This window comes from Candidatus Hodarchaeum mangrovi, assembly GCF_975850365.1.
Map to the genome: position 1 here is coordinate 1 of NZ_CDLCQJ010000030.1, position 15,885 is coordinate 15,885.

Below are 15,885 nucleotides of genomic sequence, written 5' to 3' on the forward strand. Positions count from 1 at the left end.
TAAATCTTCCTGTAACAGACATTCAAATTTCCGATACCATTCAGCAATTAGCACAGATTGAGGAATCTATTTTAAAGAAATTCAAGATTGATACACGACATGTACGAGCAAAGGGCCAGAAATCAAAAATAATAGATACAGATACCTTCATCGATCCATATGGGATTAAATATCAGAAAATTGGAATAATGGAATACCCCATACTTTATTATGAAAGTGTTTCTTTTCCATTAGCAAAAGCATCATTGCAGGATCTTCATAATTATCGATGGCCAAAACCCACTGAAGAATGGTTTAGTGGGTGTGAAAGAGAAGCAAAAAATCATAAAAAAGAAACAGAATATGCAGTTGTAGCAGATCCTTTATCAGGAGGGATTCAAGAACAAGCAACATGGCTTCGAGGAAATGAGCAATTTCTTCATGATCTTTACAACAATAGAGACTTTATTGAAGAATTACTTGATCTTGCTTTGGTAAACCAGCAGGAAATCGTCGAAATGTATCTGGATAATTTGGGAGAATATGTAGATATTCTTATTTACGGGGATGATTATGGAAATCAAGATCGATTGATGATGCATCCAAATATGTGGCGGAATTTGATAAAACCTAGGGTAAAGATACTAATTGAGACAATTAAAAAAATTAATAAAGGTGTTAAAATCCAGTTACACTCCTGTGGGATGATTCATACAATAATCCCTGACTTAATTGAACTCGGATTCGATATTCTCAATCCAATGCAACCTTGTATGAATCATAGACTTCTAAAAGAGAATTATGGGGAGAAAATATGTTTTCATGGAGGAGTAGATATTCAATATACCTTACCATATGGAACTTTTCAAGAAATAACAAATGAAATTAAAAGAGTTACTAATGAGTTAGGAAGTGACTCTACAGGCTATATTTTTGCCATGGCACATAATATCTTAGCTGATGTTCCCCCGGAAAATATTCTGACAGCCTATAACTCATTAGATAGATGATTCTCATTCCTTCTATTTTAAAATTTTATTACTTTCCCAATTCTATCACTAATGACATGAATTGAACTTTTTTTAAATTGATAAGCCATGAAATATCATGATCTGGATGATAATTAGTAATAAGAACCCTTAGAATAATAACCATCGAAGAAAAATTAGTATAGTAGAAGTTCCAATTGCTAGAGTTAAAAAATAATGAAGTGCTTCCGGATTTTTTAAAGAACGAGAGAAACTAGTCCCAATAAAAGATCCAGAAAAGCCAATTAAAAAGAATAGAATTCCTACCTGAAATTCTAAGCGTTGAAAAACCAAAAACTGAACAGCAGTAGAAAATGAGGTACATGCAACCATAAAACTTCCCGTACCACTAGCAATTACAGATGATAATCCAAGTTCATTTAGCATTGGAACTTTAATTACTCCTCCCCCCATCCCAACAAGAGCAGAAATGATACCAATACTAAAAGAACAAATCATTCCGATAATGAGTCTAGAAACTGGAAGATTAGAATTAACACCAAAAGCTCCAATGGATTTATTATCTGCAGTTGCATTTTTTACAGTTTTAGCCCGTAAATAACTGCGATAAGTCAAAATGCACATAATTATTATAAAAATGGAAAAAATAACTTCTTCAGATGCAACCAAGTGTAACTGAACACCAAGAATAGTACCAAAAACACTAATTGGTTCAAGAATTAATCCAAGTCTGTAATTAATAGTATGATTTTTCATATTAACTAATGTAGAAGCCAAGCCAACCCCAAAAATACATGCACTAGCTATAGGGATTGCTTCGAAAATAGAAAATCCTCCAAATATCATTAAAATGGGAGTATAAAATCCTCCACCACCAATACCCACTGCACCAGCTAAAGCAGCAAAACTAAGAATTAAAGTAATTACCAAAAGATAAATTAAAATGTCTTCCATTTTATTCCTTCATGAAATTTTTACTGAGAAATATTTTCCAGTTTTTAAGTATTTTCGTGAGAAATAATTTGCTTCTTAATTCATCAAATATAATCCTCTTAATATTGAAAAAACCGAAATTAGGGAAATAGTTCAACCTTTATTTGTCTTATGAGAGAGAATTCATCAATTAAATCAGTTAAATCAAAATAGAGGAGCTATGATACTTCTTCACGTTGAATCTCAACAATTATCATTTGAATAAGCATTCAGACGCCGTTTAAAATAGAAATGAGTGGTATTTCATCTGATATTTCATAGCTCCTTAAACAAAATAATAAATCTCAGTAAAAACGATATATTTGGAGTAAAATATGAATAAGACAAGAAGACTATTGGTAAGTACAACTGATAATACTTCGAGATCTAGAATAAACATAATATATTTTCTTAGTAAATTGGATTTAATCAATAGCTAAATCCTTATTTTCAATTGACAAAAATTAAGGAAATCGTTATAAAATTATCCATTGAAGAAAAACAAGCACAGTAGAAATTCCAATTGCTAAAGTTAAAAAATAAAGGAGAGCTTCTGGACGTTTAATAGCACGAGAGAGGCTAGTTCCGATAAAAGACGCAAAAAAACCAATGATAAAGAATAGAATTCCCACCTGTAATTCTAAACGTTGTAAAACTAAAAATTGAATTGAAGTAGAAAAAGAAGTAAAGGTAACCATAAAACTTCCCGTACCACTAGCAATTACGGAAGACATGCCTAAATCATTCAGCATCGGAACCTTAATTAATCCTCCACCAATACCAATAAGAGCTGAAATAAAACCAGCGGTGAAAGAACCGATCATTCCAAGAATGAGCTTAGGGAATGGAAGATTAGAATTATCATTGAAATTTATTTTAGAATTGTTATTTAAAGAGGAGTTTTTAACAGTTCTAGCATGTAGATAACTGTGATAAGTCAAAATACACATTATTATTAGAAAAACGGAAAAAATAATTTCCTCAGAAGCAATCAGGTGTAACTGAACACCAAGAATCGTACCAAGAATAGTAATTGGTTCAAGAATTAATCCAAGTCTGTAATTAATAGTATGATTTTTCATATTAACTAATGTAGAAGCTAAACCAACCCCAAAAATACACACGCTAGCTATAGGGATTGCTTCGAAAATTGATAGTCCTCCAATGAGCATTAAAATAGGTGTAAAAAATCCTCCACCCCCAATACCCACTGCACCAGCTAGAGCAGCAAAACTAAAAATTGATATAGTTACTAAACACAAAATCAAAAAATTTACCATTTTATTCCTTCGTAAAACTTATGTTTGGCAAATATTTTCCAATTTTTAAGTACTTTAGGGAGAAATAAGAATTTAATTACTAATTGTTTTGAAAAAACCTATTTTCGTGTAAATATTTGATTTTCAAGAGAAACTTCAATATTAATTGATTAAATATGCATTTAAGCCTCATTTCAATTGAAAAGGAATGATAAATCATCTGAAATTTTAATATAATGAGTCTTCCCAAATACATTTATTTTTACAATACCTTATACCTCAAAAACATTTGTTTTAAGTACGAATTGTATAAAACAAGGAGATTACTGTGAATTGCCACTGGAAGAATATGCTAATATTTTTGAAGCATTAGATAACCAACGGCGAAGAGAAATTTATGAGTATGTTCTTACAAATTACTTTGTACCAAAAAATGAGTTATCTTTAAAATTTGATCTGAAACGGGCCAGTTTAAACCATCATTTAGAAATAATGAAAAATGCTGGTTTAATTTTCGAGTTGCCTTTATCTATTAATGGAATAAAACAAACATTTATAACTCATTCAGCACTGATTCACACTGATAAACTCCTTGAACCCGTACAAAACCAAAAAAAATTAGCTAAATTTCTACAAGGGTGGAGAAAGAGAAATCTTACACTTGAAACATGGCAGACATTCCGAGACTCCCTACATAACCTGAATATCTTAGAAAATATCTTCCAATCGATTGAAGAACGAATTTCTCCATCATTAGGATCAGTGGGATCGGCAGAAAAGGAAATTTGTTTTATCTGTCATACTAACATTGCCAAAATGCCTTGTTTTACCTGTAAAAACCTAATTTGTACAATACATGCCCATGAAATTGATCGTGCTGAGTTGGGTACAGTGACTCTTTGCCCCAATTGTGTTAAAAAATTTTTTGGATAAAAAAAATTAGCCGATTAATCGGCTAACAGTCTCTTCTGAGATAGTAGTATGAAAGAGAGAACGCAACGACAAATAAGTTGCAATAACTATTCCAAGTCCAACAGTGATGACTGGTGCTATTGAATTTAATGGGGAAATCTCTATCACAAAAACAACACCAAAATCAGCAGCCCAATTAAAAAGAGCATTAGTGATCCAAAATCCCGTAAAATGGCCAATGAACAAACCAATTATTCCAACAAGCACTAGTTCATAGAAAACAGTCAAGAATATCTCTTTATTTGAAAATCCAAGTGCTCTAAAATTCACAAAATCATGTTTTCGCTCTGATATTGAAATTGAAACCGTAGTGACTGTGATTGAAACACCAAGCACTAATGCTGCTCCTGTAGCACCAAAAAGAAACGCACCGATACCTATTTGACCTATTTCTTTGAATGATTTTTCTAAATCACTTTTCAAGACCAATTTTGTAATAAGCGGATGATTTTCAAGGACCGCTTTTATAGATGACGAATTTTTGCTTTGGATAAAGATGCCATTTGCTTCAGACGTATTAAAGTACAGCAATGATCTGGCTGTAGAGATTGATATGTATAACGCTGATCCTGTCATTTCATTAAGGATACTGGCGATTCTAAAAGTATATTCATGTGCTAATGGATCATATAAATAAAGATCATCCCCTTTTTTGAGATTAAATTTAATGGCTAAGTCTTTTGAAATAATAATTTCTTGGTTGAGAGGAACTCCTCCCTCATCAAAGTTTCTCATTTTTGTTCCTGGTTGAAGCCCAATTACATTATAGATTTGTGTTAAGTCGTTTTTCAGTCGTATTGGAGCTGAAATAAAAGATTCATATTCCTCAAGCTCAATATCCTTAACCAATTGAGAGATTTCAGTCTCATTCTGATATGAACTAAGAAATACCTGAGCATCCCATGTCTGATAATAATCAAAGCTTTTTTCCATATTTGAGAGAAAACTAATGCCAGTAGTGGCTCCGAAAAACGATAAAGAAGTCGCCAATACAAGACCTAAAATAATGAAGGAGGCTTTTCGCTTTTCTTGAAAGATAGATCTGAGTGAAAATTTAGAAAGAGGTGAAAGGGTTTTATTAACTTTCAGGATTAATAATTCGACAATTGATTTATGACCAGAACGTAAAGATGCAAGTGGTCGAAATGCTTCAATAGGCGAAAGATTAATTAGCCTTCGTGAAGCAAGAAAAGCCCCCAAGATTATAAAAATTAAAACAAAAACGATATAACCTATTACAGGGATTATTAAATACCCTGTTGCGACCCCAGAAGATGTAGGAAGTCTCTTTATTCCTGCCATTTCAATATACATACCTCCAAGAGAACTCCCCAGAATGAACCCAAGAAAACCTCCAAGAACAGCACCAATACCTCCAATTATTGACGAATAGAAAAATGCACCTGATATAACTTCATTATTAGTAAAACCAAGTGATTTGAACAGAGCTAGGACACTCAATTCTTCCTCAATTACTCGTTTAAGAACAATCAATATCATTATTGCAGCAACCCCACTGAATAAACAAATAAAAATTATTGCCATTCCGGAAAATGTCGGTGCGATAGCACTTAAGAAACTATCCCTTCCATTAATCTGTAACACAGAATCAACACCAATCTGTGTTAAAATATTCTCAAGTAAGCGGTTCTTCTGTGTAGGATCAGGGAGATAAAACGCTGCTTGGTTTATATGTTGACTGCTATTTAGGTGACTAGTTAAATCACTCCTTCTCATCCAAATTACTGGCCCATCCCATCCACCATAAAATTCAGTAACCAATCCTGGTTCCATTAAGAACTCAGGAGACTCAACATAAGCGACTATTGTGGTATTTAACAACCCTATAGAGGTAATAATTGATAAATTACTCCCAAGTTCCCAATTCTGCTTTTGAGCGGTAATTTGATCAACAACTACTTGATTTGGAACTGCTGAATCATACAATCGGGTAATATAATTTGAATGATAATATAAATTATCCACCAGTAATTCTTGGTTCCGAATACCATAAAGTTGAACTGTAACAGGACTTTCTGACATATCAGAAAATGTTTGTGTCTCCAAAAATGATCTCAGTTCATATTGAGCCTCGATCCCTGTTTCTGATAATGTAGTAGTGATGATACTTTCCAGATAAGATGAATTTGATGGTTTGACTGTTAATAAAAGATGATGGTAGTGTAAACCATTCCATGAACTTTCTTCAATCTCCATCCAATTTAGATAAAGGGATGAATAAAGGATACATATTACTCCACCAATAATAATGATTAAGAGAATTGGGAGAGAACGTAATTTTCTGTTACGAATATCTCTGAGGGATTTTAGGAAAAATAAATTCATAGGATTTCGCACCTCCTCAGATCTCATCAATTACTGGTGGCGTGGTTAGTTGTGTCCAAAATTCCTTTTCTTTCAATGGGTCATAACTAGAAGTACCAAATAGCTGGCCATCACGTAGATAAATAGTCCGATCTGCAAGATAAGAAATACCCACATTATGTGTTACAAAAACAATAATCATATCAAAATCTTGGTTAATCTTCTGAAACAGCCTCAAAATCTTCCCAGTAGTAATACTATCGATAGATCCTGTTGGCTCATCAGCAAGAAGAATTTTAGGATTCTTTGCTAGTGCACGAGCAATTGACACGCGTTGTTGTTCTCCACCAGACAATTGACTTGGAAATTTCCTCATTTGATCTTGAAGACCGACTTCTGTGAGGAGCAATTTGACTTTCTGACGGGCCTCCTTTACAGGATTTGTAAGACGAGCAGTAAGCTCAACATTTTCAAATGCGGTTAAACTAGGAACTAGGTTATAGAACTGGAAAATAAATCCAACATTCAACCGTCTAAATTGGGTTAATTCTTTTTCTTTCAAACCTGTTAGATCAACTCCATCGAAAATCAGTTTCCCTGAGGTAGGTCTATCAATACCCCCCAGAATATTCAGAAGGGTTGTTTTCCCAGAACCAGAGGGACCCAAGACTGCAATGAACTCTCCTTGTGCAAGTTCAAGAGTAACTCCCTTTAATGCAGGGACTTTCAACTCACCCATACTATATTCTTTCGTTAATTCAGTGATATTGTAAGACATGTGTGATCACCATCAAGACATGTGATCAAAATTTGAGATAAATGGATAAGGTAAAAAGGAATTTTTTACCTATAATAATTTTGGTTTATATATTATTATAATCTGGATATTCATAAAATCCATATATATAGTCATGGATAGTGCTGAAAGGAAAATAGAGTAATATTATATAGAGTTAACTAAAAATTGATCTGTTTATCCGAAACCTAATAATTTTTTTGATTTTAATCTCAAAACATGAAATTTTAGGTTTTAAAAACTGATAAATAATATTGATTTAATTAGAATACTTTGAGGTAAAATTAATTAAATGAAAGAATGTTAGAAAAATCAAAAAAAGATCGGAAGTTATGTCTAGTCGTATAAAAGCAAAAATTTCAATGATCTTTTTAAACATTTTCTGAAAAAATCCTTAAAATTCCCAAGAAATCTGCAATAATAGATTAAAATAGCACCATATTATATGAATATAAACGAAATTCATCGAATTATTGCCTGAAGCTTAACCTGACAAGTTGGGCATATTTGTGTTTTCATTGTAATGTGATACATAATTCCACATTTTGGACATACAGCTAATAATTGAGTTTCAGTAACCTTTTCTACAGCTGTAAATGCATATTGGGTTGGTTCTACTTTCCTATAAGCCGTTTTAAGTCGCCTGTTTATAAAAAAATAACTTAGACCACCTGCAATTGCCAAAGAAAACAGTATTATTACAAAAAATTCATATATGTTATCATCAATTATTGGGGTGGAAGTTTGTGGAGGATTAAGGGGTTTGACTTTAATTATTTGCCCTGGAATCACACTTATATTAGAATCAATAGGTTTTTCTAAGTCTGAGAGCTTAATTAAGTAAGTTAATGGATTTAAGCTAAAATTATTTTGCCAATTTAATGGTTCGAGAATTATGAGCTCTGGAAAACATTCCCATCTATGGGAGGGGATTAACGATTCAATATATGTATATAAATATTCAACAGGTAGATCTAATACAATTATTTCTAATCCTTCAATAAAGGATTGATTCCATTCTAGAATAAACGAACTCGGGTGATCCACCACTTTTAGATGAAATTTCACGAAATCAGAGTCAGGGCTATCAAATGCTAGAACTAATTGAATGTTATCAATTTTTGAATTATTATCAATATCTGTAACAAACATACCAGCACATCCAATAAATTCAACCAATGCATCAGATGTAGAAAACGTTGCATCGAGATTAAAATTTCCTAGACCTTTATATGCATAAACAATCACAAGAATTCCTTGTGAACCATCGGTAGCCTTGTATGAAATTGTTTCTGGATAACTTTCTCCATAGGATTCACCAATTAGATTTAATTTACTATCAAACATAAATAAATCAAAATCTGTATAGGAAGGCCCTCTTAATTTTAACGTTATCTTCTCATTCCAGTGGACTGAAGTAATTATAGGCACAAGTTCATTTTCTTCAATTCTCTTTGTTATACTTGGATTCTCATGTGAAATAACAATATCCGAATAATCTATTGGTTCACTCGCCTTATTCATTATGGAAATAGCATCTACCCACCCCGAATCAGTGCTAAATGCTGATAATTGGGAATAATCTGAGACCCATAATTCTGGACTCCAAGGGGCATAAATTGTCAATCCTGATGGTGATGTGAGAAGTGAGGTATTATAATGCTGATATACACATGTCTGCTCCATTTGCTGCATTATATCGGCTTTCAGTGTTGCTATTATATCATTGTTCACTTGATTGGTAACTTCTACCACTTTTAATATGTCTATTTGTTCAGCGAGTCCAAATTCGGCCATAGTTGATAATTCTGCACACATTGCTTCTAATTTATCACTTGACATTCCTTTAATGAACTCTGCCAATTTAGATAGCTCATTACTTAACCCTTGTATTTTTGATAGATCAATCACTCCCAATTGTGTTATCTCCATCGATAACTCTGCTTGCTTGAGCATATTCGAATAAGATTCTTCCACGATAATCTCTGCACACCGTCTTGGGTCATAATTAATTGGATCTATTTGACTATTAGCTGTCCGATCGCTTAGCTCCTCAAGAAAACTAGTATAATGAAAACCTGACAGTCCAATTGAATCTTCGGAAGCTACCATAAATTGAGCATATTCTCTGATTGCATATGCCACTTCAATACAACCCATAAAACAAGCATCAAATATGATCACATCTAATGCTTCAGGTAGTGTTGAAAGAGCTGATTTTAATTCACTCTCTGTTAGAGCGTCTCCAAAAGATCTATCGTCCCAGCATACGTTTTTTCGTTTTCCAAAGCATGTCTTTTCTATCTCCCCAAGAATACTTGGGAGAAATTCTTGCTGTCTTATAGTCTTTGTAAAATCTGTCCACTCCTCTACTCCTGTTTTCCATCCTAATCCATGATTCCAAATGATTAAGCAATAGTATTCTGCTGGATATTGGTTCATTGAGAATTCAATGAAATCCTTTAATGTTTGCGGATCTCCCATATTCTTTTCTTCACTGGCATCATCAAGGCTTATTAAATCTCCCCCCGCTCCTGGAATTCGAAATCGTTGACTCCTATTATACCTTAAATCATCTGTTTCTTGTATTAAACATGAATCCCATCCATCAAACTCGACTATCACGCATATATTTGATTGAATTCTTGCCTCCTTCATTTCCTGTAAATCATTCACTCCTGCCTCTTCCAAATTATTATCAGCAGCCATATAAACCATAATAGTCCATTTAAAAATATTCTCAATATCTCTATTTTCATGATAGTTATTTAAAGTCTTTAAATTTGAATTCGTGTTAATAGTTTTTTCAGTGTATTTAGGTACAGATTTGAATCCACTAGTAAATATACTTAATAGAATAATTCCTATTAATATGTGAATTAGTGACCCTCCCTTTGGTATTCGGATTTTACTCAAGCCTCTACCACCTCATTGAAATTTTACTACCATTAAAGTAATACGTTTTTTCAAGTATTTTAATATAACTATGTGTTGATATCTAACTTTTTCCTTATGCCTATACAATGTCTATTGAAGCTTAATTTTTGAAAATGCAATATCTGCAAAAATTATTTACTCCAATTTGATAATTTCTTCAATACTAGTTGAAATAGAGATTAAAAAATCATTCTTATTAAAATTACCATAATCATTTTATTCATAAATCTATACTTTCAATTACTTTTCCAAAAAGATGTGATAAAGTATGGTATATGATTTAGAAGAGGCTATTGAACTGCTATCACGAACTCCAAAAGTGCTCCGTGAGCTAATGGAAGGTTTGAATAAAAACTGGGTGAATTTTAAGAAACATGATGCTGCTTTTTCTCCCTCTGATGTTGTTGGTCACCTTATTGCAGGAGAACAAACTGACTGGATTCTAAGAATGAAAATATTCCTTGGTAAAAAAGAGTCAAAGAAGTTTCCACCTTTTAATCGGGAAGGCTTCGATAAGGCTTTAGGAATTGATGAACGTTTAGATCAATTCGAAACCCTTCGAAAGAAGAATATTGAAATTTTAAAAGAATCTGTAATCGATAATGACCTTATTAAAACGGGGATTCATCCTGAATTTGGTGAAGTCACATTACAGCAACATCTGGCGACCTGGGTTGTCCATGATTTGACCCATTTATTTCAAATCATTGAGTCCTTAGCAATCCGTTATAAAGAAGCTGTAGGCCCTTGGATTCAGTATTTAAGAATTCTGAATGTTTGATTATCAAGCTTTTGAGTCACAATAAATAAATTGAATAAATGTTCTTATACAAACAAATTCTAAAGTTTTTATTTAATCAGAGAGAATTAGCACTTCTTGGTGATCAATTGAAAAAAAAAATATCGCCAAAATATCTCAATATATTTTTTGTTTTACCATTTTTATTTCATTTAATCCTACCGATAATAAGAATAATTAATGAACCATTTAAGTTTGTTGGGATTGCTCCTTTTCTTCTGGGAATAATATTAAATATCTGGTCTTTAAGAGTACTGATGGAAAATACCACCACAATTGATTTCAATGCTATTACTACAAATTTAGTGACAACTGGTCCTTTTCATTTTAGTCGGAACCCAATCTATCTAAGTGGTGTTATTATTCTTTTGGGTATAGCCATATTCCTTGGTTCTTTAATCACGTTCGTCTTTCCTGTAGTATTACTACTGATTATGGATAAATTTTATATTCCTTTTGAGGAGAGGAAACTAGAAGGAATTTTTGGGGATGAATATTTGAAATACAAACAGAAGGTTCGTAAATGGATTTAATTTCTTTTTGACCATTACCACAATCAAAATGTTTTCAAATATATTCCAAAGGAATATTCTTGAGGAACAATAGATGATTTCTAAATCGAAGGAAATTATTAAGGGAAATTTACTAAGTCCTTTACCTATTATTTTAGTTGGTTCATTGGTTAATAGTAAACCAAATTTCCTTGTTATAGGATATAGCTCCCCTTTTGACTTTGGAAAATATACATTCTTCAGTTTATATAAAAAACGATACACACGAATTGGTATTCATGAACATCAAACTTTTAGTATTAATATTCCATCAGTAGACCTTATAAATAAAACAAATATATGTGGTACCAAATCAGGACGCGATATTGACAAGAGTAAGTTATTTACAATTTTTTATGGTGAATTAAAAACAGCACCAATGATTCAAGAATGTCCTGTAACCATGGAATTAAAAGTCGCTGATGTTATAGACTATGGTCGTAATGAGGGGATTATAGGTGAAGTAATCAATTCCTATGTTAATTCTGAATGTCTGAATAACGGTAAACTAGATATGAGAAAGGTTAACCCCATACTTTGGGCCACTGGTGGAGATTATAATTATTATTCCTTAGGAAACCGTCTAAATATTCCTGCTGAGTAATTTGCTTATTATTCTTAATTTATGAGCTGGGATTTGCCCTTGAATTGAGATCCGAACTAATAGATTTCAATACTAATTTAAATAACAAAACTATCAATCCATAGATGAGAATAAACAAAATGATTTAAGAGATTTAATAGGAAAAAAACATCAATGAGTTCAAATCAGATTAAAAATCACCTGGTGAAAATAATTGCCATTAAAAACACCTGAAGAATATGAAGAAAGCATAAAACGAGAAGTAAACTTATATATGTTTGGGGAAAAGATATCAAGATTCTGGGAGCATCCGTATTATCAGATAATAAAACCAAGTATCACCACTACGAAAAAAATCTATGAACTAGCACTAATCGATGAATATAAAGACATAATGACTACAACGTCGCATTTAACAGGAGAAATTATAAATCGTTTTACAAGTATACATCAATCAATAGAGGATTTATTAAAGAAAGTTGAAATGCAACGATTATTGGGGCAAAAAACAGCCTGTTGCTTTCAGAGATGTGTAGGGTATGATGCTGCAAATGCATTATATAGTGTAACATATGAAATTGACCAAAAATATGATACGGAATATCACATGCGATTTAAACAATACTGGAAGGAGGTTCAGAAACACGATTTATTTGTAGCAGGATCCATGACAGATCCAAAAGGTGATAGGGGAAAACGACCAAAAGACCAACAAGATCCTGATGCTTTTCTACATATAGTAGAAGAAAATGATAAAGGCATTATCGTACGGGGAGCGAAAGTTCATCAAACAGGCTTTTTAAATTCGCATCGTGCGTTGGTTATGCCTACACTCGCCATGAGAGAAGGAGAAGAAGATTATGCAGTAAGTTTTGGAATTGACACAAATGTTAAAGGACTTACTATGATTTATGGACGTCAAGCTTCGGATAAACGAAAACTAGAAGAGGGAAAAATTGATGTGGGGAATTTCAAATATGGCGGACAAGAGCTTTTCGTAATTTTTGATAATTGCTTTATCCCCCATCAGCATATCTTTATGAATAAGGAAATTGACTTCACCGGAGAATTAGTGAATCGATTTGCGGGATATCATCGACAATCCTATGCTTGTAAAACAGGGGTGGGTGATGTTCTTATTGGAGCTGCAGCTCTCTCTGCTCAATCACTTGGGGTTGCCAATACTTCACACATTAAAGAAAAACTAATTGAAATGATTCATCTCAATGAAACATTGTGGTGCTCTGCTGTAGCATGTAGTGCCAAGGGATTTAAACGCCCTGCAGGAAATTATGAGATGGACATGCTTCTTGCCAATGTCAATAAACAGAATGTTACTCGCTTTCCTTATGAGCTTGTTCGCCTTGCAGAGGATATTGCTGGAGGAATCATCTGCACTTTACCCTCTGAATCTGATTTGAAGAATCCTGATACTTCAAAATTATTAGAAAAATATCTTGCTACAAATGCTATCCTTCCTACTGAAGACCGATTTCGATTAATTCGCTTTATTGAGAGCTTTGCAATGGGTTTAACTTCGCCAAGTTATAGAACCGAATCTCTTCATGGCGCAGGCAGTCCACAGGCTCAGAGAATTATGATTGCTCGTCAAGGGGAGTTGGAAAAAAAGATAAATCTAGTGAAAGAAATTCTAGATATGAAATAAGATTAAAAGAGAACTTTCAATCCATCATATGCGAAACTTACACCTGGATTGTCATTTTCAATCTTTTTTCTTTCTGCTATAGTTAAACCAGACAATAATTTGCCATTGATCCAACGATGGTTTGAAAGATGAGTAAAAATGCATTCCTTATTGAATGGTTTGAGCTCTTCCCAAAATGCTAAAGCTTGATCTAATGAAAAATTTTGCCATGGTATTGTTGTAACTAACTCATCTACGGTCGCTTCCATGATAATAATATCTAAATTTTTCAATTTTTTTCTTGTTTCTTCCGACGGATATGTAGTATCTACAAGATAGGCAATTCGTTTATTATTGGTTAGAATAAACCCTATACTGTGATCAATATGCTCAGTTTTTATAACTTCCACAGAAAAGTCTTGTAGATTAAGCTTATCACCAACTTTAATCTTATGAATATTTAATGCTGGTTTTAAATAAGCCAATTCCTGATTAAAATGAAATTCAACTTCTTCTGGAACATAAATCTCAATCGGTTTCCATTTAGCTAGATTATTAACCTCCCGTAATGTTCCTAAGCCTGCAATATGATCATAATGCCAATGAGTGATCAAAATATTACAAATAGGTCGACATAGTTTTTCTCTTTCAAGTTGTTGTTCCAAATCAGGCCCAGGATCAATAATAGTCAATTCTTTTCCTATGACAGCAAGTGATGCTCTTGTTCTTCGTTCTTGAGGATGTTTTCGTGCAGATTCACAGATTGCACACTGACAAAAAAATAATGGTATTGCTAAAGGAGACGTGCCAAGAAATACTAATTCCAAATGTTTAGTCAAAAATAATCATCTCATTTTTTAAATAATTCTTTTAAAATTCCTAAAATTCTTTTTCAAAGAATTAAATGAAAAAAATATTATTATTATTTAGGTTATAAAGTTGCGACTAAGAATTTCGGAGAGCTGTTATTAAAAAATAATGAATATCAAGAAATAATTGTTATTAGTTGCTTAGTTAAATCCAACTAATACCTAAATTAAAAGGATATGGAAAAAATGACGGCAAAAGTTGCTAGAACAATGGTGGAAAAAGCTGGTGTAGACGTCAATAAATTACTGGATTTATTAGTAAAGAACGCTGCAGCAGAATTGACCACATACTACTATTATACCATTTTACGAACAAATCTAATTGGATTTGATGGAGAAGGTCTTAAGAAGATTGCAGAAGATGCTCGAATAGAAGATCGGAATCACTTTGAAGCATTAGTCCCCCGTATCTATGAGCTTGGTGGAAAATTACCAGAGGATATGAAAGCATTTCACGATGTTTCAGCTTGTCCTCCAGCATATTTACCAAAAGACATCTCTGATGTTAAAGAAATTGTCAAAGTTTTATTAAAAGCTGAACAATGTGCTGTTCGAGGTTACACTGAAATTTGCAATATGACTGCTGGAAAAGATCATCGCACTTATGACCTTGCGCTAGCAATCTTACATGAAGAGATCGAACACGAAGCATGGTTCACTGAATTCTTAGGTGAAGGTCCCTCAGGCCATTTTCTAAGACCCACAGGTGTTAATAGTCCTTATGTTTCAAAGTTCCTTCACTGAAGATTTACATCCTTTCTCTTTTTTTTTCTAAATTTTTAAATGTTAGTATGGAAGGGGAACTATATCCAATTTCAGAGTTGATCTATAATTAAGATAACCAATCAAAGAGTGGCAATCGGGGAATTCCTAGAAGATAATCTCAATCATCCAACAGCGGATGAAATTTACAAAGCAGTGAAAACTAAATTGCCTAGAATAACCAAAGCCACAGTATATAAAAATTTAAAGGTTCTTCTAGCTGAAGGATTGATAAAGGAAGTAAATGTGAAAGGAATCACAAGATTTGAAGCAAAAATAGATCCACACCATCATATTATATGTAAAAATTGTACCAAAATAATTGATTTTGCCTCTCAAGAGTTAACAGATTTTGCTCTGCAAGTAATTAGAGACCAGAAAAACTTTAAAATCCAGTTAACTGAAACAATTTTTTATGGAATATGCAAAAATTGTGAATCATGATCA

Annotated in this window: 14 protein-coding genes; 8 read left to right on the forward strand and 6 right to left on the reverse strand. The window is 32.8% G+C overall.

What is annotated here, in order from left to right; genetic code table 11:
* Positions 1-989: uroporphyrinogen decarboxylase family protein (locus ACWVCY_RS03725; protein ID WP_455140362.1), on the forward strand; the 989-nt coding region annotated here is incomplete at its 5' end.
* A gap of 129 nt (positions 990-1,118) precedes the next feature.
* On the opposite strand, the gene ACWVCY_RS03730 is transcribed toward ACWVCY_RS03725, so the two are convergent.
* On the reverse strand, positions 1,119-1,922 hold the full coding sequence (locus ACWVCY_RS03730; RefSeq protein ID WP_455140364.1) for a sulfite exporter TauE/SafE family protein: 804 nt from the start codon (positions 1,920-1,922) through the stop codon (positions 1,119-1,121).
* Positions 1,923-2,416: 494 nt separating this feature from the next.
* A complete protein-coding gene (locus tag ACWVCY_RS03735) occupies positions 2,417-3,220 on the reverse strand; it encodes a sulfite exporter TauE/SafE family protein (RefSeq protein ID WP_455140366.1) in 804 nt (267 codons plus the stop codon).
* 312 nt (positions 3,221-3,532) lie between these two features.
* Between ACWVCY_RS03735 and ACWVCY_RS03740 the strand changes: the two genes are divergently transcribed.
* On the forward strand, positions 3,533-4,132 hold the full coding sequence (locus tag ACWVCY_RS03740; RefSeq protein WP_455140368.1) for a hypothetical protein: 600 nt from the start codon (positions 3,533-3,535) through the stop codon (positions 4,130-4,132).
* A 6-nt stretch (positions 4,133-4,138) separates the two neighbouring features.
* Here ACWVCY_RS03740 and ACWVCY_RS03745 read toward each other — a convergent pair whose 3' ends face one another.
* The 3 genes from ACWVCY_RS03745 to ACWVCY_RS03755 all read right to left on the reverse strand — a co-directional run bounded on the left by ACWVCY_RS03745 (position 4,139) and on the right by ACWVCY_RS03755 (position 10,208).
* Positions 4,139-6,517, reverse strand: a complete 2,379-nt coding sequence (locus ACWVCY_RS03745) for an ABC transporter permease (protein ID WP_455140370.1) — start codon at positions 6,515-6,517, stop codon at positions 4,139-4,141.
* 16 nt (positions 6,518-6,533) lie between these two features.
* A complete protein-coding gene (locus ACWVCY_RS03750; protein ID WP_455140372.1) occupies positions 6,534-7,274 on the reverse strand; it encodes an ABC transporter ATP-binding protein in 741 nt (246 codons plus the stop codon).
* Between the two features lie 480 nt (positions 7,275-7,754).
* Positions 7,755-10,208, reverse strand: coding sequence for a clostripain-related cysteine peptidase (locus ACWVCY_RS03755; RefSeq protein WP_455140374.1), 2,454 nt, complete (start codon positions 10,206-10,208; stop codon positions 7,755-7,757).
* A gap of 289 nt (positions 10,209-10,497) precedes the next feature.
* Between ACWVCY_RS03755 and ACWVCY_RS03760 the strand changes: the two genes are divergently transcribed.
* From ACWVCY_RS03760 to ACWVCY_RS03775, 4 genes are all read left to right on the forward strand, one after another.
* On the forward strand, positions 10,498-11,010 hold the full coding sequence (locus ACWVCY_RS03760; protein ID WP_455140376.1) for a DinB family protein: 513 nt from the start codon (positions 10,498-10,500) through the stop codon (positions 11,008-11,010).
* 107 nt (positions 11,011-11,117) lie between these two features.
* On the forward strand, positions 11,118-11,561 hold the full coding sequence (locus ACWVCY_RS03765) for a methyltransferase family protein (protein ID WP_455140378.1): 444 nt from the start codon (positions 11,118-11,120) through the stop codon (positions 11,559-11,561).
* Between the two features lie 73 nt (positions 11,562-11,634).
* The gene (locus ACWVCY_RS03770) at positions 11,635-12,183 is read left to right on the forward strand and encodes a flavin reductase family protein (protein WP_455140379.1); all 549 of its coding nucleotides are present in this window, start codon (positions 11,635-11,637) and stop codon (positions 12,181-12,183) included.
* Between the two features lie 193 nt (positions 12,184-12,376).
* Positions 12,377-13,828: a 4-hydroxyphenylacetate 3-hydroxylase family protein gene (locus ACWVCY_RS03775; RefSeq protein ID WP_455140381.1), complete on the forward strand. Its 1,452-nt coding sequence runs from the start codon at positions 12,377-12,379 to the stop codon at positions 13,826-13,828.
* Positions 13,829-13,830: 2 nt separating this feature from the next.
* On the opposite strand, the gene ACWVCY_RS03780 is transcribed toward ACWVCY_RS03775, so the two are convergent.
* Positions 13,831-14,646, reverse strand: coding sequence for an MBL fold metallo-hydrolase (locus tag ACWVCY_RS03780; protein WP_455140383.1), 816 nt, complete (start codon positions 14,644-14,646; stop codon positions 13,831-13,833).
* A 216-nt stretch (positions 14,647-14,862) separates the two neighbouring features.
* Here ACWVCY_RS03780 and dps point away from each other — a divergent pair, with 216 nt between their 5' ends.
* On the forward strand, positions 14,863-15,420 hold the full coding sequence (dps, locus tag ACWVCY_RS03785; RefSeq protein ID WP_455140384.1) for a DNA protection during starvation protein: 558 nt from the start codon (positions 14,863-14,865) through the stop codon (positions 15,418-15,420).
* Between the two features lie 93 nt (positions 15,421-15,513).
* Entirely contained in the window at positions 15,514-15,882 is a 369-nt protein-coding gene (locus ACWVCY_RS03790) for a Fur family transcriptional regulator (RefSeq protein ID WP_455140421.1), read from the forward strand.
* The last annotated feature ends 3 nt before the right edge of the window (positions 15,883-15,885 follow it).

What these genes read in the sequence shown, in the direction of transcription:
- ACWVCY_RS03730 (WP_455140364.1), bottom strand. Translation starts at nt 1,922, where the DNA reads ATGGAAGACATTTTAATTTATCTTTTGGTAATTACTTTAATTCTTAGT.
- ACWVCY_RS03735 (WP_455140366.1), bottom strand. Translation starts at nt 3,220, where the DNA reads ATGGTAAATTTTTTGATTTTGTGTTTAGTAACTATATCAATTTTTAGT.
- ACWVCY_RS03745 (WP_455140370.1), bottom strand. Translation starts at nt 6,517, where the DNA reads ATGAATTTATTTTTCCTAAAATCCCTCAGAGATATTCGTAACAGAAAA.
- ACWVCY_RS03750 (WP_455140372.1), bottom strand. Translation starts at nt 7,274, where the DNA reads ATGTCTTACAATATCACTGAATTAACGAAAGAATATAGTATGGGTGAG.
- ACWVCY_RS03760 (WP_455140376.1), top strand. Translation starts at nt 10,498, where the DNA reads ATGGTATATGATTTAGAAGAGGCTATTGAACTGCTATCACGAACTCCA.
- ACWVCY_RS03770 (WP_455140379.1), top strand. Translation starts at nt 11,635, where the DNA reads ATGATTTCTAAATCGAAGGAAATTATTAAGGGAAATTTACTAAGTCCT.
- dps (WP_455140384.1), top strand. Translation starts at nt 14,863, where the DNA reads ATGACGGCAAAAGTTGCTAGAACAATGGTGGAAAAAGCTGGTGTAGAC.